The sequence below is a fragment of the Bacteroides salyersiae WAL 10018 = DSM 18765 = JCM 12988 genome, from assembly GCF_000381365.1.
Taxonomy (GTDB): Bacteria; Bacteroidota; Bacteroidia; order Bacteroidales; family Bacteroidaceae; genus Bacteroides; species Bacteroides salyersiae.
On sequence record NZ_KB905467.1, the window covers coordinates 675,675 to 699,277 of the forward strand.

A 23,603-nucleotide genomic window follows, 5' to 3' on the forward strand; every position below is an offset into this window, starting at 1 on the left:
TAATGCCCCGGCACATATATTCTGCCGGGACATTACATATAATCGGAAAGCTTAAAAGGGTAATTCTTCCTGTGTCTCCTTTGGGCCTGTCGATAGGGTATTCTTGTAGTTCCTGTCCACTTCATCAAAAGAGTACTGCACCACCTCGTATTCGTAAATCTTGTTTTCGCTGATTCTCTTCCGGAAGTTATCCCTTTCCAGTATTTGCACCAAGCTTTTCTGGTTCCGGTCGTTCATCTGTATTTTTCCGTTCATGCTGATAAGTACCAGTATCGCCGATACGGGCATCCATTTCACGTCCAGATCGTCCGCTTTCGGTTTGCGGAAATAGACATAGAGCAATTCCTCCTCTATGCTGGCTAAGCTGTATTCCCGGTTCACTTCATTCAATGTGGCTATCTCTTCGTTTTCATACCAGTAATGAAATCCGTTTTTCCAGAGGTAGAGTGCCTGAGAGTAGATTCCGGCATGGTTCACGGGCGCATGATAGTCGATTTCCTCCACGGTGACGGTAGGGTAACGCCTGAAAGCCCCTGCCGGATCTTTCAGGAAACGCGGTTCGTTGGTGCTGGCAATGAACGAGCAATGGCGTATGTAAGAGTTGGCATCCGTGTCGAAAGGCCGCCGTTCCGTCACTACGTCCTGTACGATAAGCCTTTTCAGTTCCGAAATGCTTCGGCCCGTCATGCCCTCGAATTCTTCCAGATTGATGAGCAGGCATTGGCTGAGAAAAAGCATGTGGTCCTTGTTTTCCGGGTTGATCATCCCGTTGCGGTAATATTTAGACAGTTCCGGAGGGAGAAGATGACGTATCCAGGAACTTTTGCCCTTTCCCTGCTCACCTTTCATGATGATGGCCAACTGGTTCTCTATCTTGTCATCCAGCGCGCAGGCCACCATGCCCACCAGCCACCGTTTCAGGCAGTCCTCCCAGAAAGGTTGGTTGGTCGTCTTTACCGTGGCTGCCAACAGCGCTATGTAATCCGTCTGCCCGTCATAGGGTTTCAGACCGTAAAAGTACGCTTCGAAAGGATTGAAGTTTTGTGCATATCGGGAGTCTATCAGGCTTTTTACGGTACTGGGGTGGCACGGTATTCCCGCCATTTGCAGGTCGTAGAACACGGTGTTGTAATCCTCCTTTTTCATGGAGCAGAATTCGTTTTTGCCGCCTTTATTCTTTTCTCTGAATTCCAGCCGCCCTTGTATCACGTTTCGTCTCACCTCGTATTGCTGCGTCATGAATTCGATGATACGCACCGCGACCGGCTTCTTCTTTTCTTCCTCCTGATGATCGGTGCGGGTGGTATAGTGGTAGGCGTTTCTTACGATGCTTGCAGCGTCCAGATCGGGGGCGCCGAACTGCTTTTGCGCGAGGACTGCCGCTACTTCCTCCGGCAGGTTCTTCCGATAACATTTGTTGCCGAGAGTGAATATGAAATTATTCCTGTTGCCGGGTTGGTATTTTTCCTGTCTTTCCACGCTGCGCACGCAACTCTGGAATTCCATTTGTATCCACGGATCGATGTGGGTGTGGTCTATGCTTTCATCTCCGGGCATCTCCTCCTTCATGAGCTGGCGTACGGTCTTTTTCTTTCCTTTCGCTGGGGGCGGGAGGATGGTCAGTTGCGGTTGCCGCACTTGCCTGAGCGCCTCTTCGCAGATGTAAATGTCCGGATCGTAGGAGGTGAAAAACAATCTGCCGATGTCGCTGCCACTGGCATCCACCTCTACGCTGCAAAGTGTCTCGTAATACTCCTTGGCATAGGCAAACATCTGTTTGTGGTAAGTTTCCAGTGCTTCGTAACTGATTTCACTGCGGCGCAGCAGTTCCATGCGCAGGCGACAGGAAAGTTCGTCCTGCATGTATACGCCCACTTTCAAACCGTTTCCCGATGGGCTGGTGAAGCAGAACAGCGTATTCGGACTGCCCGTGATCAGCTTTCTGCAATTTGTCATTTCCTCTTCCGACAACCCGTCCAGATCCATCATTTGCAGGTCGTTGTATGTATCTATCATTTCGGGCACCCTTCGCTCCTTGTAGGTGGCGGAGAGCGTACTGCCTTTCAACTGTTTCTTCACCAGTGCCGCTTCCTCTTTTTTTCCGTCGCGTACCAGCGCCCGTATCTTTTCGATGATTCTGCCGTTGGTATAAGAGCCTATTTCCAGGAGTTTATCAGTGAGTTTACTTTTCCCCGTATGCTTGCTGAAGCCCTTAAAAGATGAGATCAGGATTTGAATTTCTTCCATGTCTTTGCTTTGTTTTTATAGGTTTTAAAATATCCGGCAAAGGTAAGGCGGTTTTTTCGAATGCTAAATCGTGGTTTTTCATCTCCGAAAAACCACGATTCACTTTTTAGGCTATTCCGGCTCATGATAGAAGTAAGTCTCTGATCTGATGCTCTCTAAGCTCATACTCTCTTCCGGATCGTTTTCGTATCTTATATCATAATACCGGAAGATAAAATCGGCCAGATGATTGATGTTGTTTTTCCCCGGAAGGGTGAGTTGACCTTTGTCCCAAAGGGATACCAACAGCTCGATAAGTTCTTTGTGTGAGCCGGTTATGACACATCTTCCGGGTGGTTGTTCGAAGAGGTCGATGTGTTTTTGTAACTTCTGAGAGAACTTGCCGGCAGTGATTTTTATGCCTAAATCTTCACATTCGAATGTGATTGTACAATTAGTACTTTTTTTACTTCATTTTTCATATATGTTTATAATTAAAATTTTGCAAAGATAATATTTTGCGTGAAAAGAATGAAACTCTCGCGCAGGGGCGTACGCGCATATATAGTGATTTTGTTTGTGTGTATAGTAGGTAGGTGGTACCACCACTTGTTAATACACAAACACATACGTTTTATAGAGTTTGATGAGAAAGTTTGAAAGGGATGGAGATAAAAAAGTGTTTCAAAAAACGTTCGTTTAATGGCACATATATTTTTACCTTTCCACAAAGAGCTAAAATCCGGCAAAAAACAAATGGATAAAAGCACTATTGGAAATTTGTAAAATCTTAATTATCAGCATGAAAGATATTTGAAAAATAAAATAAATCAATTTATTTATAAAAATATTTTGCCGTTTCATTTATACGTTTTACTTTTGTGCCATTAAACGAACGTTTTTTGAAACACTTTTTACTTATATATCGCTCGTTTATAGCTTGTTAAGTGCTGAACCCCTTGTGCTTTGTACAAAAATGGGATATCACTTATAAGTAAATACTTCAAAACGATCCTACTGCGATAGGGGATATTTTTGAAATAACATGGATGCTCTCATATTTATATTTGCATTACATCATTTGACCGGGAGGTATTTCAGTACTCCGGTGTCCCCAAAGAATATCCTTTTGTGAACGATTCAACAGATAACAACTATTGGTATGCTCTTCGCGTCACCTACAGTCGCGAGCTTGCCTTGAAAAATTTTTTAGACCGTGAAGGCATCGAGAATTTTATCCCGATGCGTTACGAATACATTGTGAAGGATGAGCGTCGTGTCCGCAAGTTGGTTCCTGCCGTCCATAACCTTGTATTTGTCTGTTCTTCACGTGCCCGTATTGATGCCATTAAAGAATCCGTCGGTTTGTCTTCTCCCATCCGTTACATCATGGACCGGGAAACCCGTCAACCGATCATCGTTCCGGATATTCAGATGCGTAGTTTTATGGCTGTTGCCGGCAATTGCGATCAGCAACTGGTTTATCTGGAGCCTTCAACGGTTTCTTTTCGTAAAGGTGAACGTGTCCGCGTCACCGGAGGAATTTTCGAAGGAGTGGAAGGGGAGTTTATCCGTGTGAAGAACGACCGCCGTGTAGTGGTTTCCATTCGTGGTGTAATGGCAGTAGCCACCACCTTTATCCACCCTTCGCTCATCGAACCTATATTGTAGTCTATACACCCTGCTTCCCATCATAATTGTCAATTTGATATTGAACTGTTTTGTAAAGTAATATCAATCGTAAATCATACATTGTAAAATCGTAAATAAAATATATATGTTGAATTCTTTGGAATCTCAAATATCCGCTTTGTATGCTTCGGCGCACGAGCTGCTCTATTTGGGGGTTGACGGCAGTCCCATTTATAGTGATCATTTTAATCGTCTGAATCGTGAGGTTTTCCGTCAAGCCAATTCACTGTTCATCCGTCATGGCGTTACTTCCGAGGAGGAAGCCGCTCTTTGTCTGTCCCTGTTGATGGGGTATACCGCTACGATATATAATAACGGGGATAAGGAAAATCGTATTCAGAGTATCCTGAACCGTTGTTGGGAGGTGTTGGATAAATTGCCACCCTCGCTTTTGAAAGCCCGTTTGCTGACTTATTGTTACGGTGAAGTTTATGATGACAATTTAGCTCAGGACGCCCATACAATTATAAACAGTTGGTCGGGACGGGAACTGACAAAGGATGAATGCGAGGTGATCGATCTTCTGAAAACAATAGAAGATAACCCGTATCCGTGGAGTGAAGTATAATAATTAGTAAAATAAAGGGATAATATTTATTAGTGTTTTCTATGAACATAAAGATTCAGAATTGTGTTTTCTTGTGTCTGATAGCCTTTTTGGCATCCTGCTCAGCTCCGAAAGAGGTGCTTTATCTACAGGATATTGCTTCTATAAAAGAAGAGAATATAGATAAGAATTATGAAGTGATTATCCATAAGGATGATTTGTTGGCCATCCTTGTGAACAGTAAGGATCCGGAATTGGCTTTGCCTTTCAATATGCCGGTAGTAACCTACCAGATTGGCGCCCAGACTACGGCTCAACAACGTTTGTTGGGATATCTTGTTGACCAGAACGGCGATATCGATTTCCCCATTTTAGGTAAAATTCATGTAGAAGGTTTGACCCGTATGCAGGTTACCGAGTTGATAAAACAAAAACTGATGAGTGAAGACTTGATAAAAGATCCGATTGTCACCGTTCAGTTCCTGAACTTTAAAGTCTCCGTGATGGGTGAGGTGACCCGTCCGGGTACGTTCGATATTTCCGGTGACCGCATTACCCTGCTCGAAGCACTGAGTATGGCCGGTGACCTGACGATTTATGGCCGTCGTGACCGGGTCGCCGTGATTCGTGAAAAGGACGGCAAGCGTCGTATCCTCTATCATGATTTGCGCTCTTCGGATATTTTCCAGTCGCCTTGCTATTATTTGCAACAGAACGATATTGTTTACGTAGAGCCTAATAAAGCTAAGACCGGTCAGAGCCGCATCAACTCGAACAACTCGGTAGGAGTGTGGTTGTCCGCCGTTTCAGTGCTGGCCTCTATTACTTCTTTAATGGTAACCATGTTTAAATAATCAATTTTGGAATAAAAACGATAATGAGTATTGAGTCGCAAAATAGTGAACTCCGTGAAAAGGAGTCTGAAATAAGTATTGTTGATATTTTCCATCTTGTCATAGCCAATTGGTATTGGTTCGTTCTGTCAATTTTAATTTGTGCAGGTATTGCTTTCTTTTATCTGAAATCATCCTCAAAGGTATATAGCCGGAAAGCCTCCGTATTGATCCGTGATGATTCAAAGGGAGGCTCCATCAGTGAGTCCACCGCCTTTGCCGACATCTCCTTTTTAGGCGGTAAGCGCAATGTGGATAATGAGGTACTTGTTTTTCAATCCCGTCATCTGATGGAGAAAGTGGCCCGTCGTTTACATCTGGATATGAGTTATAAAGTGAAGAACGGCTTGCGCGAAGACGAGCTTTATACTCATTCTCCAATAACTGTTTTGTTTCCCGAATCGGAAGAACGGCAAGTCATAGAAATGACAGTGACTCCTGTGGATTCTGCCACGGTAAGGCTTTCAGATTTTAGTCTGAGTATAGCCGGTGAGGAAATCCGGTCTGCGGAAGTGGTTGATGCCCGTTTGAATGATACGATTTTGACCCCTGTCGGTACGATGGTGGTGACTCCTACTTTATATTACACGGATACTTACTATGGTAAGCCAGTCTATATTACTAAGTCGAATATGGAAAAGGTGGTTGAGGGGTATTTAAGAAGGATTAATATATCTCTTGCCAGTAAAACAGCTACGATTATAAATTTGGTTCTGGATGATGTATCCACTGCCCGTGCGGAGGATATTTTGAATATGCTTATTGCCGTTTATAATGAGGATGTGATCAATGACAAGAATCAGATTGCTGTTAATACCTCCAAATTCATTAATGATCGTTTGATCATTATTGAACGTGAACTGGGAAGTGTGGATGCTAATATTGAAAGCTTCAAACGAGAGAACCAATTGACGGATATTACTTCTGAAACAGGTATGTATCTTCAGAATACGAGCCGTTACAAGCAGGAGGGCCTCAGTTTGGAAAATCAATTGAGCATAGTAAAATATATTAAGGAATATCTGGTTGATCCTCAAAAAGGTTCTGATTTAATCCCTGCCAATACCGGTATTTCAGATAATAGTGTTGAATCTCAGATAAAAGAGTACAATGACATGTTGCTGAAGCGTGATAAACTGGTAGCCGGTAGTAGCAATAAGAATCCTATTGTGATTGATTTAAACAATTCTTTAGGGGCTATGAAACAGACGATCATCCGTTCTGTGGATAACTTAATTGTAGGATTAAATATTCAGTTGAAGAATATTCGTGAACAGGAAGAGCAGACAACTAAACGTATTGAGGCTGTTCCTACACAACAGAAATATGTTCTCACCGTGGAACGTCAACAAAAGATCAAAGAGGAACTTTATCTTTATTTGCTGAATAAACGTGAGGAGAATGCATTAACACAGGCTATTACTGAGAGTAATGCACGTATTATTGATCCTGCATCGGGTAGTAGTGTTCCTGTTGCTCCCAAATCGATGATGATTCTTTTGGCGGCTATTGTCTTGGGAGGTACTATTCCTATGGGTGTTCTGTGGCTATTGAATGTTACTGATACGAAAGTTCGTACCCGCAAGGAGTTGGATAATGTTTTGACGGTTCCTTTCTTAGGTGATATTCCTCGTCATGGTACCAGGAAGGGAGAAGATACTGATGCTATTGTCGTACATGAGAGTGGACGCGATTCTGTGTCTGAAGCTTTTCGTATTATCCGTACCAATATGGAGTTTATGCGTGTGAAATCAGACAACCTACAAGTAGTTATGTTTACTTCTGCTAATCCGGGCGCTGGTAAAACTTTTGTTTCAAGTAATCTGGCTATGAGTATTGCACAAACGAACAAGAAAGTTGTTTTGGTTGATGTTGATATTCGCAAGGGTACATTGAGCGGTATTTTTTCAAATCCTTCGGGGCGTATGGGATTGACTCATTATTTATCCGGGCATACAGATAATCTGGATGATATTATAGGAGTAAGCGAGGAATATGATAAACTGGATATTGTTTTTTCGGGTCCTGTACCTCCTAATCCTGCTGAACTTTTATTGAGTGAACGTTTTGATTACTTTATATCGGAACTGCGTAAGCGATATGACTATATTATTGTTGACAATGTTCCTGCGGGTATGGTTGCTGATGCTTCCATTGTGAATCGTGTGGCCGATCTTACCATTTTTGTAGTTCGTTCGGGGGTAATGGATCGTCGTCAGTTGCCGGAACTTGAGAAAATGTATCGTGAAGAACAACTTCGTAATATGTCTGTAATCTTGAATGGTGTTTCTTCAGAACGTAGAGGCTATGGTTATGGCTACGGTTATGGCTATGGTTATGGTTATGGCTATGGCTATGGAAATGAGCATCATAATAATAATGAGAAAGGAGTTATTAAACGAATAATAAATAGACTAACTGTTTTTTTTAGTCGAACTTAATGTTATAATTGTTGTTTTCAACGTGTTCTTTGAGTTTATAAATATTTATTAATAGAATGTTATATAGCTTTAAATCAACTGTCTCTTGTGATTTTGATAAGTAATGATATTTGTGAAAAATGATTTTTTAGTGGATAAGGAGATACGTGGAATCAAATTTAGTCTAAATGAGTAGTAGAAATAAGCGTATAGCTCACAACACTTTGATGCTTTATATTCGCATGATACTTGTCATGGGAATAACACTTTATACCTCTCGCATAGTACTAAAAGAACTTGGAGTAGAGAACTATGGTATTTATAATGTAGTGGGAGGAGTTGTTGCTATGTTTAATTTGTTGGTTGGTAGTCTCCGGGCTGCTACTCAGCGATTTATTACATTTGAATTGGGAAAAAGTGAAAACAGACAGCTCAAACGTATTTTTTCTGCCTCAGTAACAATTCATTTTATAATTTCTATAGTAATTTTTATTTTAGCAGAAAGTATAGGGATATGGTTCTTAAATACTCAAATGAATATTCCTGTCGAACGTATGGTTGCAGCTAATTGGGTGTTTCAATGTTCGGTATTTACTTTTATTATAAATCTTATCTCTGTTCCTTATAATGCAGCTATTATAGCTTACGAAAAAATGTCTGTTTTTGCTTATATTAGTGTAGTGGAAGTTATATTATCATTAATAATTGTTTATTTATTAGCTTTGACAAATTATGATAAATTGATAGTCTATGCATTGCTTTTATTGTCTGTTGCTTTTATTATTCGTTTAATTTATGTTAAGTTCTGTGCATCTTGCCTTTCTGAATGTAAATTTAGTTTTTTGTGGGATAAATTATTGTTTCGGGAGATGTTCTCTTTCATCGGATGGAATTTTATTGGTGCCGGGAGTGGTGTTTTAATGACACAAGGAGTAAATATTGTATTGAATATATTTTGTGGAGTTACTATTAATGCTGCCCGTGGAATTGCTACTCAAGTACAAACTGCGGTAATGTCTTTGACATATAATTTTATGACGGCTTTTAATCCGCAAATAACGAAATCATTTGCAGCAGGTGAAAATGAATATCTTCAAAAAATATTGAGACAAGGAGCTAAGTTTTCTTATTTACTTATGTTAATGCTTGCATTACCTATATTAATGGAAACAAAGACAATTCTTTCTATTTGGCTTAATAAAGTACCAGAATATACAGTAGTTTTTGTCAGACTTATTATAGTGTATTCTTTGATTCTTTGTATATCAACTCCTTTAGTAACAGCTATGTTAGCAACGGGGAAAATTAAGCGTTATCAGATTATTGTAGGTGGTTTCCAATTGCTTAATTTCCCTTTTTCATTTGTAGCGTTAATGTTGGGGGCATCTCCAGTAATGACTTATGTATTTCAGATAGTATTTGAGATATGTTGTCTTTCTTCTCGCTTATGGCTTTTGAGGGAGATGATTGGATTTGAAACGAAAAAGTTTATTTTTCAGGTACTTCAAAGAATTTTTTTGATATCTATAATTTCACTTTTTTTTCCTATGATATTTATATATTACTTTGAACCGTCTATAAGCCGATTTGTTTGTGTTACCATATTGTCTATTGCAGCGGTTATTATTTTTACAATATTATTTGGATTATCACATAGCGAAAAGAGTTTTTTGGTCGAACAGACAAAAATGATTGCGAGAAAGATTCAACGATAAAATTTATTTATAACTAAAAATGAAATTATTACTTTTCCCCCTTTATTATTTTTCAGTAATACGTTATTATGTCCTTGATATGATTCGGTATGTGAGGTATTCAGGTATATTTCATAAAAAAAATACTGAGATTAAGTTTATTTCTGATATTATAATGAGCTATCATGTTCTTGAAAAGGGGTTAACTATGCCCGATATGCGATTGGGGTTTGGAGTAGAACGAGTAAATGCTCTTATAAATTTGTGTAACGAATATATGAGTCGAGGATATGAAAAATCAAATTGTCAATTTTTGCATGCTATAGGAGTGATTGACGAATATAGACGAACTCATCAAGCCTCAAAATTTGAAATGAATACTGAATTGTTAGATAATATTGATAAATTGATTCAAAAGGTTGGTTCTGTTCCTTGTCTAAATCAAATTGGGTACACAAAAGAGTCCTATTTCAAAGAGAATGATTCTACTTTTGAATATTTTTCAGCAAGTAGACACAGTCTTCGAAATTTTACTTCTGAAGAGATTGATATTGAAATTCTTAAAAAAGCGATTTTATTGGCACAAAATGCTCCTTCTAGTTGCAATCGGCAACAAGCGAGAGTCTATGTAATCCAAGATAAGGAAAAAATCAAGCAGGTATTGAATTGTCAAAATGGACATCGAGGTTTTGGACATTTATCGAATAAGCTTATTATATTGACTGCGAGTGTTGAAGAATATAGTGGGATTGGTGAACGTAATTCCGCGTATATTGATGGTGGATTGTTCGGTATGAACTTGTTATATTGTTTACATTATTATAAAGTTGGGGTATGTACCCTAAATGCTTACTTCTCATATAAAACAGAGAAAAGAATGCGGCAAATTTGTGATGTGCCGCCAAGTGAAGTTTTTTTAATGGTTTTAGCGTGTGGAAAAGTACCCGAACAATTCAAAGTTACTTTATCGAAACGGAATGATATATCTAAGATTTTGCATATCGTATGAAAATAGGAATACTAACTTTTCATTGCGCACATAATTATGGAGCTGTTTTGCAGGCTTATGCAATTCAAGAGCAATTGAAACTTATGGGATTTGATGTTGAAATTATAAATTATAGACCCATATATTTACTTCGTCCTTATGGATATTTACCTCAATTCCATTTTCGTACGATAAAGGATGGCTATTTGAGGTGTTTAATTCTTAATGTGAAGATACTGTTACGATGGATTGGAACTCTAATTCCTACATATAGGCGCAGGAAAGGATTTAATAAGTTTATTCAATCAAAATTGTCTTTATCGTTTTGTTGGTATAATAGTCCTTTTGTTGAACATAATGAGTATGACTTTTATATAATGGGAAGTGATCAGGTATGGAATCCTAAAATAACAAAAAAGTTTGATGATGTCTATTTTGGAAACTTTAAAGTTAGAGTGGGAGTGAAAAAAATTAGTTATGCTGTATCAATGCCTTTATATACTTTTTCATCTCAACAAAAGGAACAATTAAATGTGAATTTACGTAATTTTTCGGCAATTAGTGTGCGAGAAACTCAATTGGAAGAATTTATATTTGACAATTTCAAAATTAAATCTCAAGTAGTATTAGATCCAACTTTGTTGGTGGATAACTTTGTGTGGAGGAAAATAGCTATTATACCTAATATAAATAAAAAATATGTTTTAGTTTATGCATTAGGATTACGTAATGAAGCTCTGCGAATAGCGAGAAATATAGCCTCAGAAATTGGAGCAGTTGTTGTTGAAGTGAGTGGAAGTGCTAAAGTTTTTGATATTAAAAACTCTTATTCGACAGCTTCACCGGAAAAGTTTGTAGGGTATTTTCAGAATGCCTCATTTATAGTTACTTCATCATTCCATGGAACTGCTTTTGCCATATCTTATCAAAAGCCATTTTATTCTATTATGAAAGGAAATACACTCGATTCTCGTCAACTTTCATTACTTACAGATTTAGATTTGCAAGAACGTTTCATTAATAAAGAAAGTAATCCTAAATATTCTGAAATAGATTATTCAATTGTTACGCAAAAATGGAGAACTATGCAGAATAAATCTCGTGATTTCTTAAAGCAGAGTATTTTAAATATATGAAAAAACGAATTTTACATATTAATACGAAAGAACTTGGAGGTGCAGCTAAGGCTGCATTGAGGTTGCATGAGAAATTTATTGATTTGGGTTATGAATCTAATTTTCTGATGTTGAAATATGTGTTGCCAGATGCAAAAAATGTGACTACGCTTTCTGACTTATTTAGCCGAATAATAAAACCCTTTTATCGTATGTTGGAGGCAATATTACTTTATAAGAGAAAGAGTGGTATGTTTTCTTCATTTATATTTGGAGCAAATGTTCATAAACATCCTTTAGTTTTGAATGCAGATGTGATATATTTACATTGGATAGCAGGAAATATGATTAATTGGTATTCTTTAAAAAAAATACTGGACTCAGGGAAACCCGTATATTGGTTTATGCACGATTATTTGGCTATGACTGGAGGATGCCATAATCCAATTGATTGTGTACAATACACGAAAGAATGTAAAAAATGTCCTAAATGTAATTCGTTGCTTTTTAATGTCCCTATTTTTGAGTTTATGAAAAAGGCAAAAATGTATAATAAATATTCTAACCTTAAATTTATAGTTCCTAGTTTGTTAGTTAAAAATCGGATAATGACTTCTTTTTTGTTGAAAAATGCGGATGTTACATATATCCCCAATTTTGTTGATATAGATATATATAAACCATTAAATAAACAAGATGCAAAGAAAGCCTTTAATTTTAATTTATGTAAGAAACAGATACTGTTTGGTGCCGCTGGAGGGATACATTCTAAATTTAAAGGTTGGGTATATTTGGAAGAAGCACTATTAGCTTACCGTAATTCGGATATAGAAGTAATTATTTTTGGTTGTACAAAACCAAGTAATTATAAGTCTCCTTTCGATAATGTTGATGTGAGATTTTTGGGAAGTTTTTATGATGATATTTCTCTTTCTTTATTATATAATGCTGCGGATGTTTTTGTTGTTTCTTCAGAAGATGAGACGTTTTGTTTGACAGCCTTGGAGGCATTAGCATGTGGTACGCCAGTTGTCGGCTTCCCAGTTGGTGCTATCCCTGAAATGGTTATTCATAAAGATAATGGTTATATCGCGGAATATAAAAATACTAAAGACTTATTGACTGGTTTGGAATTCGTTTTAAATAATCTTTGCTCAAATATATCTCAAGAATATATTTGTTCGAATGTATCTACCACGTTTGATTCAAATACAGTGATTATGTTGCATCAAAATCTGATTGATGATGAGGATAATTAATTATAAGAATAGAAATTGGATAATTGTTTGCTATTATATTTTTGATGCTTTAACTTATTATTTTTTATTTCTTAGACCGTTTCTATATCCGTTAAGATTAATATTAATTATTGATATCATATCAAATATTAAATACTCTACACGTTCTCAGAAAATAAGTGTTACTATTTTCTTTTGCCTTTTTATGTTGGCTTTGATAATAGGTTTGATAAAGGGAAATTATGATGTTTATTTGTTAACGGATATTTTTACATTTTCTCTCTTTTTATTTTTGTCTTTTGATTCTTCCAATTTTAATAGAACATATGAAGATTTAATTGATAAAATTAAAATTATCCAGCCTATATGTATCTTGATAACAATTTATTTTATCTATAAAACAGGCTTTTCAGTTGGCGATCTTGGGCATCGTGTAATTTTTGATAGTGAGGAAGGGAATTTGGGGTTATTGGCTCGGCCGTTGAAGCTGGGATTATTAATATCTCCTTTTGCTTTATCAAATTCAAGAAAAGATTTGTCGGTTTTGGCTTCTGTTGTATTAATGCTGATTATAGGATTGATGACATTGACTAAATCCGTTGTTTTAATTTCTTTATTTGCTTTATGCATAAATTTATTTCTTCGTGAGCTTTCATATAAAAAAATAATTTTTGTAGTGATAATAGGAATTCTATTTTTTTCTATTACAATTTATTATCTGAATATAAATATTGAAAATCAAATAAATTCCCTGCTATTTAGATTAGATGTTGACGATATAACCTCTGGGAGAAGCACCGAACTTGAAAGATATTTTGAATATTCAACACTTGAAGAGTTAATTTTTGGACGTGGTTTAGGTGGAAGTCATAATTATGCAGATTGGTCATGGAATTTTGAACATGGAGTTCCTTTCTGTCATTATGGTTTTCTTAATCTGATAATGAAGGGTGGCTTTATATATCTAATAATTTTGTATATAACTATAGTCAGGTCTATGAGTATAATGTATCGTAGGAAAATGATAGGTGGTATTTTTGTTCTTTTACTCTACTTTATAATGGATTTTGGTCATACAATTTTTTCCACTTATCCACTTGTATTGTTCTTGTTTGCAACTATTTCTTACGGGTTATCTGCTAACTATCGACAAAAAATAAGATGAACTTTAATAATTCGATATTAATTTTTGATTACCAATTGTCTGGCCACCATCTTGAATACATTCATCATTTGTATATGGCGGCTATAAAAAGAAAGAATGTGAATTTTGTTTTTTCTCTTCCAAACAATTTTCAGGAAATTTCGAATGTATTAGATTGGCCGTCATCTCCTAACGTAGCATTTTCATTTTTTAATAATGAAAAACTTTCTAATTCGAAAAGGTTATTGTTGAGATCATGGCATTTTTCAAAGATACTTAGGTGTGAGGTAATAAAACATGATACAAATCAGATTTTTCTTATTACCAGTATTTTGGGAACTTTGCCTTTTCTTCCTTTTTTTTTAAGTAAGGCCAGCGTTTCTGGTATCATATATAAGATTTATTTATATAAATGGAAAAAGTCATCATTATTAAACCGGATACAAGATGTTATAAAATACCAATTATTATCTAAATGTTCTTTGTTCAAATCTATATATATATTGAATGATGAAGTTAGTGCTATATATCTTAATAGAATTTATAAAACAGAACGTTTTCGCCATTTAGTTGATCCTTTTAAACCTCTTTCTGAAAGTTCTTTGAAGAAAATGAAATCTGACTTAGGTATTTCTTGTTCGAAATATTTGTTGCTTCATTTTGGTTCAATGTCAGATGCGAAAGGAACATTAGAAATTCTTCAATCTATTCCGTTCATCGAAAAAGAGAAACAGGAAAAGTATGCTTTTGTATTTGCTGGAGTAATTGCATCAAATATTAAAAGTGAATTTTATCGATTGGTAGAACAATATCGGAAAGATATACAGATTATTGTGATAGAAGGTTTTTTGGAATATGATACAATTGGGTCTTTGTGTATGTCATGTGATGTAATTCTTACGCCCTATAAAAGAATAAATACTAGCAGTGGCGCAATTGGATATGCTGCTCAATTTAAGAAACCTGTAATAGCGACGGGAGGAGGATTATTAGGGAAACTGGTTAATAAATATCATTTAGGGGTATTGATCTCTGATGTGTCAGGAGAGTCTATTGCTGATGGAATTCGAAGGTTTGAATCTTGGCATTATAGAAATAATAGTTATTTAGAAAAGAATAATATAACTAATTTTCAAAATAAAATTATAGAGGATCTGATAGAAAAGTATTAATTAAATACTCTTGGTGAGTACATATTCTGTAAGTTTTTCATTCGGAACGGTTTATAGCTACTACCATATTATAATCAATGTTCTTTATTCTTACATTAGTAACTTATGGATTTGTTTATTACTTTAGATTATGAACTTTTCATGGGGAAAAAGACTGGCAGTGTAGAAAGCTGTTTATTGTCTCCTATGAATAGCTTTATTTCTATGCTTGACCGTTACGGGATTAAAGCAACTATTTTTGTTGATGCAGCTTATTTATTGCGCTTAAGTGAATTAAAAGATAAGCATGATAAATTGAAATCTGATTTTGAATTGATTTCAGATCATTTGAAGTGTTTAGAGCAAGCCGGACATGATATTCAATTGCATTTTCATCCGCAATGGATATATTCAGATTATGATTCGAAACAATGGATAATGGATTTTGAACATTATAAATTGAGTGATTTACCCGAAAATGTTTTAAGAACATCTTTTTATTCAGCTAGATTATTGCTGGAAGAAATTATAGGGAAGAAAATTATTGCTTTTAGAGCAGGAGGATATTCTCTCCCTACTTATTCTGGATATATTGATTTGTTTAAGTTGAATGGAATAAAAATTGATTCTTCTGTTTTACGCGGGGCGTATGTCGATTCCAAATATCAAAAATATGATTACAGGAATATTCCAAAAGCTAGTATATATAATTTTAATAATAGTCTTTTTATAGAAGATAATAAGGGGGAGTTTTGTGAATGCTCAATTTCTACTGTCGCTTATCAAGGATTTGTATATTGGTTACTGAAACGGAGGCTTTCTTCGATTTATCACCCGACGATACAATATGGTGATGGCTACGGCATTGGGATTTCTGGTAGTAGACTGAAACGGTTAGTAAAGCGTATTAAAATATTATTCCAAAACAAAATCGTTTCTGCATCAATAGATGGTTTTATGTCTACAATGTTGTTGGATATTTATTCTATACATAAAAAACAAGTATCGTGTAATGGTTTTGTTATAATTGGCCATCCTAAAAATTTTTCAAATGTTTCTATTCGTAATGTGGAAGAGTTTATTTTAAAAGTACGTGATGAGGATACTTTTCTAACTTTCTCTTCTATGAAATAATTTTCGTACACAGATGACTACTCTAAAAATTAAGTTTATTCTTGGTCAGATATCTCAACCAAGATGTCTAAAACGTTTGGAAGCAATAAAGAATGCCGGTTTCGAAATAGCAGTATATGGCTTTGATAATGGATTGTATAACGAAAATATACGAAATAAAGATTATAAAATACATAGTATTCGAATAGATGGAAAAGGGAATAAGTTTGTTAAGTCAATAAAAAAGATATTGTTTATAAAAAAAGTTTGTTCTATATCGTCTTCACATGATATTTTATACGCCTTTGGTATTGACATTGCATTTTGGGTTTATTTATTTACAGGTGGAAGAAGAAAATATATTTATGAAGAGGCAGATTTAAATTATACGAAATTCTCGAATAAATATATCGTCCGTTTTTTTAAATCTGTTGATAAATATTTAATTCGACACTCGTATTATGCAGTTTTGACTTCTGATGGTTTTGTAGAATATCTATATGCATTTTCTATTCCACCTAAGCAAATTATAGTTTTACCTAATAAATTGAATGTTTATTTTAGAAATGTTTCCCGGAATTTTTACGAATTACAGAATGTTGAAAAAATTCGATTCGGATTTATCGGTGCAGTTCGTTATCCCAATACAATTGTGCGGTTTGCGGAAGTAGTAGGTAAGTATTTTCCTCAATATGAGTTTACTTTTTGGGGGACAGGCATTGGAATAAATGAGGCAATGATCAGATGTGAAACTTATAATAATGTAAAGTTTGAGGGCGCTTTTCGAAATCCGGAAGATTTAGAGACGATTTATTCTAATATTGATATTAATATTGTTTGCTACGATACAACTTATTTCAATGTCACTATAGCTGAACCGAATAAACTTTATGAATCTATCTTTTTTGGAAAACCTATGGTAGTAAGTGCAAATACCTTTCTTGCTACTAAAGTTAAAGAATGGGGAATAGGCTTTGCTGCAAACTGCTCGACTGATATATATATAAAAGAGTTTATTTCATCATTAGGTGTTGAACAAATAAATAGATGTATAAAAAACTGTGCGAAAATACAAAAGGAAGAACTTATTGATTCTACTACTATTTTAATAGAAAAAATCGTATAAAGATACATTGTACTGCATAATAAATTAATCGCATTTTAAATAAAAAAGAAGATGAAAGCATGTTTTATGGGGTTGGGCTATATTGGCCTGCCCACGGCTATTATTGCCGCAAAGCACGGGGTACAAATCACCGGTGTGGATATAAATCCAAGGGTGGTTGAGATGACTAATCAAGGTAAATTGCATATCATAGAACCCGGTATGCAAGAACTGCTTCAGGAAGTGGTGTCCGGTGGTCAGTTGAAAGCTTCCACTACTCCCGAGGAAAGTGATGCTTATTTCATGGTGGTTCCCACTCCCTTCAAAGGAAATCACGAGCCGGATATCTCTTATGTGGAATCTGCCACCCGTGCAGTTATTCCTTTGCTGAAAGAAGGTGATTTGTATGTGATAGAATCTACCTCCCCGGTAGGTACTACGGACAAGATGAAGGATTTGATCTTCTCTCTTCGTCCGGAACTGAAAGACAAGATTTATATCGCCTATTGCCCGGAACGCGTGTTGCCCGGCAATGTAATCTATGAGCTGGTGCATAACGATCGTGTGATTGGCGGTATGAATGAAGCTTCAACAGATAAAGCCGTTGAATTTTATAGCCAATTTGTGAAGGGGACCCTTCATCGTACCAACTGCAAGACAGCTGAAATGTGCAAATTGACCGAGAACTCTTCCCGCGATGTACAAATAGCCTTTGCCAATGAGTTATCGATAATTTGCGATAAGGCGGGTATTAATGTCTGGGAATTGATCAGCCTGGCCAATAAGCACCCCCGCGTTAATATTCTTCAACCCGGTTGTGGTGTCGGCGGACATTGTATTGCAGTGGATCCTTATTTCATAACGGCTGATTTTCCCATTGAATCCCAGATTATAGCCAAGGCCCGTGAAATAAATAATTATAAAGCTTTCTGGTGTGCGGAAAAGGTTGAAAATGCAATGCTTAAATTTGAACTGGAACACCATCACAAACCGGTGATAGCCATGATGGGCCTGGCATTTAAACCGGATATTGACGACCTTCGTGAAGCCCCCGCCAAGTATATAACCACCAAAGTGATGCAGAGCTGTAACAATGCTGACATTCTGGTAGTGGAGCCGAATGTAAATGAACATAAGGTATTTAAGCTGACTGACTATAAAGAGGCCTATGCAAAAGCCGATATCGTGGTTTTTTTGGTTGCCCACTCTGTATTTAAGACTTTACCTTACGATACGGATAAGGTAATTCTGGACTTCTGTGGTATTTATAAAAAATAAGATCAGACTTTTATGAAGAAAATATTGTTGGCTTTCGGGACTCGTCCCGAAGCCATAAAAATGGCTCCTTTGGTGAAGGAGTTTCAAAAACATCCGGACAAGTTTCAAACCATCGTTTGTGTGACCGGACAACACCGGGAAATGCTTGACCAGGTTCTTTCTATTTTTTCCATCCGTCCGGATTATGACCTTAATATCATGAAGCAGGGACAAGACCTGTATGACGTGACATCCCGTGTTCTTTTGGGAATGAGGGACGTTTTGAAAGAGGTGCTTCCTGATGTCGTATTGGTTCATGGAGATACGACTACCTCCACAGCCGTTGCATTGGCGGCTTTTTATCAACAGATTCCTGTGGGACATGTGGAAGCCGGTCTACGTACTTATGACATCTATAGTCCTTGGCCTGAGGAGATGAACCGGCAGATGACGGGACGTATAACGACTTATCATTTTTCTCCGACTTCACTGAGCCGGCAGAATTTGGTAAATGAAGGCGTGAAGGAAGATCATATATTGGTTACGGGTAATACGGTGATAGATGCCTTGTATATGGTTGTGGATAAGATCAAAGAGGATAAGGAACTTGATACTGAACTGGAAGGCATCTTAAAAAAATCCGGCTACGACGTAAACCGCCTGAATAATGGCAAGAAACTTGTGTTGATAACCGGTCATCGTCGTGAAAATTTCGGTGAAGGTTTTATCTCGATGTGCCGGGCTATTAAGGCCTTGACAGAAAAATATCCGGCGGTAGACTTTGTATACCCGATGCATCTGAATCCTAATGTAAGAAAAGCCATTCATGAGGTGTTCGGTGAAAACCTCTCCAATTTTGGTAATATATTCTTTATTGAACCTTTGGAATACCTGTCATTCGTGTATTTGATGGAGAAATCGGCTATTGTCCTTACGGATAGCGGCGGCATTCAGGAAGAGGCTCCCGGTCTTGGTAAACCGGTGCTGGTGATGCGCGATACGACCGAACGTCCGGAGGCATTGGAGGCAGGTACTGTCAAACTGGTCGGAACCGATTATGATAAGATTGTCAATGAGGTGTCCGCCTTACTGGATGACGGGGAATACTATAACAGGATGAGCAAGGCTGTTAATCCTTATGGGGATGGTCTGGCTTGCAGTCGGATAGTGAACCGGTTTATATAATTCTGAAATATACCGTCTGATACTTGAAATTTAACTGAACTATTGTCTACGTTGAAATCCGAAGGGAAAAATGGGTGTCAGTAAAATAATCACGCTTTATAATACGCTTCGATACTTAAAACCTATTCAGTTGTTATACAGAGGGAAACAACTTGTCGGAAAGTATACTTCTTCTGGCATTGACTTAAATGGTACATTGAAAATTAAATCTTCAGATATGGTCTTTGAAGGTTCGATTCCTTTTGCACCTACTTATGATGTTCAAAGCAAGTGTTTCTCTTTTCTAAACCGGTCGCATTCTTTTTCATCCCGGATTGATTGGAATTGGTTAGGTTATGGACGGCTATGGGTATATAACCTGAACTATTTTGAGTATTTGGACCAAGAAAATCTTCCAAAAGAAGAAGGATTGGTTCTCATTGATGATTTTATCAGTCGGTTGCCCGATTGTGTGGTCGGTCTGGAACCTTATCCTCTTTCTTTGAGATGTACCAATTGGATCCGTTTTTTGGGTAAGCATAAGATTAGAAACGATAAATACGATGTAATCTTGTTTAAGCAATTACAGTTGCTTACCCATAAATTAGAATATCATTTGTTGGGTAATCATCTATTGGAAAATGGTTTCGCTTTATTTTTTGGTGCCTATTATTTTGATGATTATAGATTTTACAAGCTGGCAAGGCGTATTTTACTTTCTGAACTGAATGAACAGACATTACATGACGGTGGTAATTTTGAGTTAAGTCCCATGTACCATTGTATCATATTGCTGCGTGTATTGGACTGTTATAATCTGGTGAAGAGCAATTCTTTGTTTAAAAAAGAACTGTTGTCCTTTTTTGAAGAAAAGAGCCTTAAGATGTTGGGGTGGCTGTCTTCTGTTTGTTTTGAAAATGGTGATATTCCATTATTTAATGATGCCGCTTTCGGGATATCTCCCTCGCCTGTTGCTCTGTTTGCGTATGCAAAACGTTTAGGATTGAATTTTGAGAAATCCGGGCTTTCTGATTCCGGATATAGAAAGCTTGTTACAAACAAGTTTGAGTGTGTGGTGGATGTATCCCGTGTTGGTCCGGATTATCAACCCGGACATGCGCATGCCGATACATTCACTTTTGAATTACATATCAATAATCGTCCGGTTATAATAGATACGGGTACTTCCACCTATGAAGTAAATGAAACCCGTTTTTATGAACGGTCTACTATGGCCCATAATACGGTGGTGGTGGATAATGTTAATTCCAGTGAAGTTTGGGCAGGCCACCGGGTGGGGAAACGTGCTTATGTGAAGCTTCTGAAAGATAAAGAGAACAAGATACAGGCTGTTCACTCAGGATATAAATCAAAGGGTATAAGACATTTACGTTCTTTTTCCATAAAGGATGAAACCTTGATAATAGAGGATGTCATTGGGGGGCAGGCTATGGCATATTTACATTTTCACCCTTCAGAACAGATAGAGATATTCGATAATGAGATTAAAGGAACGGATTATTCAATTCTGATAAATGGCGCAATTTCCATAGAAATGTTTGATTCTTATTATGCTCCGGAATTTAATAAAAAAATCCCCTCTAAAAGTATTCGTATCAATTTTAAAAATAAACTGGAAACTCTATTTAAATGAAGCTACTTTTTCTATCTTTCTATTTTGAACCGGATCTTTGCGCCGGCTCGTTTAGAAATACCCCTTTATTTCAGGAAATCAGGAATCAATTGGGAAAAGATGATTTTATCCATGTAATAACAACACAGCCGAACCGTTACAAGACGTTTCATGCGTCTGCCGAACAGGAAGAAAGGGGGGATAATTATATAATTAATAGAATAACCATACCTGAGCATAAAAGTGGGATGTTAGATCAGGCAAAGTCTTTTGCCATATTCTACTGGAAGGCGATAAAATTAGTGAAAGGAAGGAAATATGATTTGGTTTATGCCTCTTCTTCCCGTTTGTTCACAGCTTTTTTAGGACGTCGGATAGCTTCCGGTCAACGTGTTCCATTGTATTTGGATATTCGTGATATTTTTGTTGATACGATGAAAGATGTGCTCGGGGATAAAAAAATGATTCAAATTCCTGTGGTTTTGTTTGCCCGGATGATAGAGCGTTATACTTTTTCGAAGGCCAGTCACATAAATCTGGTGTCGGAAGGATTCAAGGACTATTTTAGTAAATATAAACAACCGTCCTATTCTTATTATACAAATGGGATTGATGATGTTTTTTTGTCTGCCGGTGCTGGAAAAGAAGAAAATGAATCCCTGCAAAAGCCAATGATCGTTACTTATGCGGGTAATATTGGAAGTGGGCAGGGCTTGGAAAAGATAGTTCCCCAGGCGGCGAAACGATTAGGGAAAGACTATTTATTTCGCATAATAGGTGATGGCGGTACAAAGCTCCTTTTACAGCAGAAGATGGAAGAGTTGCAAGTTGAAAATGTAGAGTTGATCAATCCTGTTTCCAGAGCTGAATTATTGGAATATTATCATCAATCTACTTTTTTGTTCTTGCATTTGAATGACCTGGAAGCTTTTAAAAAAGTTCTCCCTTCAAAACTGTTCGAATACGGTGTTTTTTGTAAACCCGTAATTGCCGGAGTGGGTGGTTATGCCGCCCGGTTTGTAGAAGAGAATTTACCCAATCATATTTTATTTAGTCCCACTAATGTGGATGAATTTGTAGATAAATTAACGCGATACAAGCTGGTTTTTGAAGAGAGAAAATCTTTTAAAGAAACATTTTCTCGAAAAAAGATAATGGTAAATATGGCTAATGATATATTAAAAACAGTTTCAATATAGATGAATATATTAATAACCGGTATTCACGGTTTTGTAGGTTCCAATCTTGTTTCTTCTTTGAAAGGCAGGCACACCCTTTACGGTTTGGATATTGTTACACCGGTGAAAGACGGTGTGGTGAAAACTTTTTCTTGGAAAGATATTGAACCAACATCTTTCCCATTGTACCACTTTCCTCAGTTTGACGCCGTCATCCATCTTGCCGGTAAAGCTCACGATACCAAGAACGAATCGGTGGCTCAAGCCTATTTTGATATCAATACCGGTCTGACTCGGAAGATATTCGATTTCTTCTTAGAGTCCTCTTCCAAGAAATTTATTTTCTTCAGTTCAGTGAAAGCTGCTGCCGACAGTGTGGTGGGGGATATACTGACGGAGGATGTCGTTCCTGCTCCGGTAGGTCCTTACGGCGAGAGTAAAATTAAGGCGGAGGAATACATATTAAAGGGAGAAGGGAAAATTGAGAAGGGAGCAGGAGAAGTTTGTGGTGCTGTTGGTCAGTCTGGTCGTTTGGGGTTGGATAGGCAAGTGTATATTCTCCGTCCCTGCATGATTCATGGTCCCGGGAATAAGGGAAATCTGAATCTGCTTTATAATGTGGTGAAGAAAGGTATTCCCTGGCCATTGGGCAGTTTTGAGAACCGCCGTTCGTTTACTTCGATTGATAACCTTTGTTATGTGATAGAAGGATTGCTGACGAAAGCTGTTCCGGGCGGTATCTATCACATGGGAGACGATGAAGCGATGTCTACGAATGAATTGATTGCTACCATTTGTGAGGCTATGGGCAAGCAACCGCATATCTGGAAAATAAATAAAAGTTTGATGGAAGGTTTCGCCGGGCTTGGAAGCTTACTGCATCTGCCTTTAAACAAGGAGCGTCTTCGGAAGCTGACGGAGAATTATGTGGTTAGTAATGCCAAAATAAAGAACGCATTGGGCATTGAAAAAATGCCGGTGACTGCCAAAGAGGGCTTGATAAAGACCATACAATCGTTTGAGTGATTTGTGATCGGGTCAAGAT

General features: G+C 37.1%; 18 protein-coding genes. 17 read left to right on the forward strand and 1 reads right to left on the reverse strand.

Annotated elements, in window-relative coordinates:
- Positions 1-51 precede the first annotated feature (51 nt).
- Positions 52-2,247 carry a VapE domain-containing protein gene (locus HMPREF1532_RS14045; RefSeq protein WP_005930770.1) on the reverse strand — a complete coding sequence of 732 codons (2,196 nt, stop codon included), beginning with the start codon at positions 2,245-2,247 and terminating at the stop codon, positions 52-54.
- 1,110 nt (positions 2,248-3,357) lie between these two features.
- Between HMPREF1532_RS14045 and HMPREF1532_RS14050 the strand changes: the two genes are divergently transcribed.
- From HMPREF1532_RS14050 to HMPREF1532_RS14130, 17 genes are all read left to right on the forward strand, one after another.
- A complete protein-coding gene (locus tag HMPREF1532_RS14050) occupies positions 3,358-3,897 on the forward strand; it encodes a UpxY family transcription antiterminator (RefSeq protein ID WP_005930772.1) in 540 nt (179 codons plus the stop codon).
- Between the two features lie 109 nt (positions 3,898-4,006).
- Positions 4,007-4,486, forward strand: coding sequence for a UpxZ family transcription anti-terminator antagonist (locus HMPREF1532_RS14055; RefSeq protein ID WP_025820192.1), 480 nt, complete (start codon positions 4,007-4,009; stop codon positions 4,484-4,486).
- Positions 4,487-4,527: 41 nt separating this feature from the next.
- Positions 4,528-5,319, forward strand: a complete 792-nt coding sequence (locus tag HMPREF1532_RS14060; RefSeq protein WP_005930777.1) for a polysaccharide biosynthesis/export family protein — start codon at positions 4,528-4,530, stop codon at positions 5,317-5,319.
- A gap of 23 nt (positions 5,320-5,342) precedes the next feature.
- Positions 5,343-7,799 carry a GumC family protein gene (locus HMPREF1532_RS14065; protein WP_005930779.1) on the forward strand — a complete coding sequence of 819 codons (2,457 nt, stop codon included), beginning with the start codon at positions 5,343-5,345 and terminating at the stop codon, positions 7,797-7,799.
- Between the two features lie 167 nt (positions 7,800-7,966).
- Entirely contained in the window at positions 7,967-9,493 is a 1,527-nt protein-coding gene (locus tag HMPREF1532_RS14070) for an MATE family efflux transporter (RefSeq protein WP_005930782.1), read from the forward strand.
- Between the two features lie 19 nt (positions 9,494-9,512).
- Positions 9,513-10,481 carry a nitroreductase family protein gene (locus HMPREF1532_RS14075; RefSeq protein ID WP_005930784.1) on the forward strand — a complete coding sequence of 323 codons (969 nt, stop codon included), beginning with the start codon at positions 9,513-9,515 and terminating at the stop codon, positions 10,479-10,481.
- Positions 10,478-11,596, forward strand: a complete 1,119-nt coding sequence (locus tag HMPREF1532_RS14080; protein WP_005930788.1) for a polysaccharide pyruvyl transferase family protein — start codon at positions 10,478-10,480, stop codon at positions 11,594-11,596. Before HMPREF1532_RS14075 ends, HMPREF1532_RS14080 begins: the two co-directional genes overlap by 4 nt.
- The gene (locus HMPREF1532_RS21840; RefSeq protein ID WP_005930790.1) at positions 11,593-12,834 is read left to right on the forward strand and encodes a glycosyltransferase; all 1,242 of its coding nucleotides are present in this window, start codon (positions 11,593-11,595) and stop codon (positions 12,832-12,834) included. Before HMPREF1532_RS14080 ends, HMPREF1532_RS21840 begins: the two co-directional genes overlap by 4 nt.
- A gap of 205 nt (positions 12,835-13,039) precedes the next feature.
- Positions 13,040-13,978, forward strand: a complete 939-nt coding sequence (locus HMPREF1532_RS14090) for a hypothetical protein (protein ID WP_147398876.1) — start codon at positions 13,040-13,042, stop codon at positions 13,976-13,978.
- Complete coding sequence (locus tag HMPREF1532_RS14095; RefSeq protein ID WP_005930794.1) at positions 13,975-15,129, forward strand: glycosyltransferase; 1,155 nt, start codon at positions 13,975-13,977, stop codon at positions 15,127-15,129. Before HMPREF1532_RS14090 ends, HMPREF1532_RS14095 begins: the two co-directional genes overlap by 4 nt.
- A gap of 105 nt (positions 15,130-15,234) precedes the next feature.
- The gene (locus HMPREF1532_RS14100; protein WP_005930798.1) at positions 15,235-16,242 is read left to right on the forward strand and encodes a polysaccharide deacetylase family protein; all 1,008 of its coding nucleotides are present in this window, start codon (positions 15,235-15,237) and stop codon (positions 16,240-16,242) included.
- A gap of 76 nt (positions 16,243-16,318) precedes the next feature.
- A complete protein-coding gene (locus tag HMPREF1532_RS14105) occupies positions 16,319-17,347 on the forward strand; it encodes a glycosyltransferase family protein (RefSeq protein ID WP_130059926.1) in 1,029 nt (342 codons plus the stop codon).
- Between the two features lie 51 nt (positions 17,348-17,398).
- Positions 17,399-18,604, forward strand: a complete 1,206-nt coding sequence (wecC, locus tag HMPREF1532_RS14110) for a UDP-N-acetyl-D-mannosamine dehydrogenase (protein WP_005930804.1) — start codon at positions 17,399-17,401, stop codon at positions 18,602-18,604.
- Positions 18,605-18,616: 12 nt separating this feature from the next.
- Positions 18,617-19,768, forward strand: a complete 1,152-nt coding sequence (gene wecB, locus HMPREF1532_RS14115; RefSeq protein ID WP_005930807.1) for a non-hydrolyzing UDP-N-acetylglucosamine 2-epimerase — start codon at positions 18,617-18,619, stop codon at positions 19,766-19,768.
- Between the two features lie 70 nt (positions 19,769-19,838).
- Positions 19,839-21,401 carry an alginate lyase family protein gene (locus tag HMPREF1532_RS14120; protein ID WP_005930809.1) on the forward strand — a complete coding sequence of 521 codons (1,563 nt, stop codon included), beginning with the start codon at positions 19,839-19,841 and terminating at the stop codon, positions 21,399-21,401.
- Positions 21,398-22,579: a glycosyltransferase family 4 protein gene (locus HMPREF1532_RS14125; RefSeq protein ID WP_005930811.1), complete on the forward strand. Its 1,182-nt coding sequence runs from the start codon at positions 21,398-21,400 to the stop codon at positions 22,577-22,579. Before HMPREF1532_RS14120 ends, HMPREF1532_RS14125 begins: the two co-directional genes overlap by 4 nt.
- The gene (locus tag HMPREF1532_RS14130; RefSeq protein WP_005930812.1) at positions 22,580-23,584 is read left to right on the forward strand and encodes an NAD-dependent epimerase/dehydratase family protein; all 1,005 of its coding nucleotides are present in this window, start codon (positions 22,580-22,582) and stop codon (positions 23,582-23,584) included.
- Positions 23,585-23,603 lie beyond the last annotated feature (19 nt).